Origin of the sequence: Halalkalibaculum sp. DA384 (assembly GCF_043951955.1) — a bacterium.
Taxonomy (GTDB): Bacteria; Bacteroidota; Rhodothermia; order Balneolales; family Balneolaceae; genus JAMQKA01.
The window spans coordinates 1-308 of the sequence record NZ_JBINJE010000143.1; the positions used below are offsets into that span (position 1 = coordinate 1).

Annotated in this window: 1 protein-coding gene; it reads right to left on the minus strand. The window is 34.1% G+C overall.

Annotated elements, in window-relative coordinates; all coding sequences use genetic code 11:
• Positions 1 to 300, minus strand: a 300-nt coding sequence (locus ACG2E4_RS18615; RefSeq protein WP_395277530.1) for a helix-turn-helix transcriptional regulator, incomplete at its 3' end; no start/stop codon positions are given.
• Positions 301 to 308: the final 8 nt, after the last annotated feature.

Sequence of the window (308 nt, forward strand, 5' to 3'; positions counted from 1 at the left end):
CCAAATAACTCGACCCAGGATTTCAAATTCCTGTGTTTCATCAGGATTAATTTCTATTGGATCGTATTTTTTATTAATCGTTGTCAGATGTAGCCAGCTATTAGGTAAAGGTTGTAAAATTTTTAATTGCACTAAATTGCCTAATCGTACTGCAAAAATACCATCACCTGTGGGGCTATTTTCATTTTGATTTACAAGCACAATGCTGCCCGCTTTAATTTCAGGATTCATGGAGTCGCAATTTACTTGTAAGGCAAATAAATGATCTGATTGGGTGTGTAGTATCTTGTTTAAGAAAATATTACACA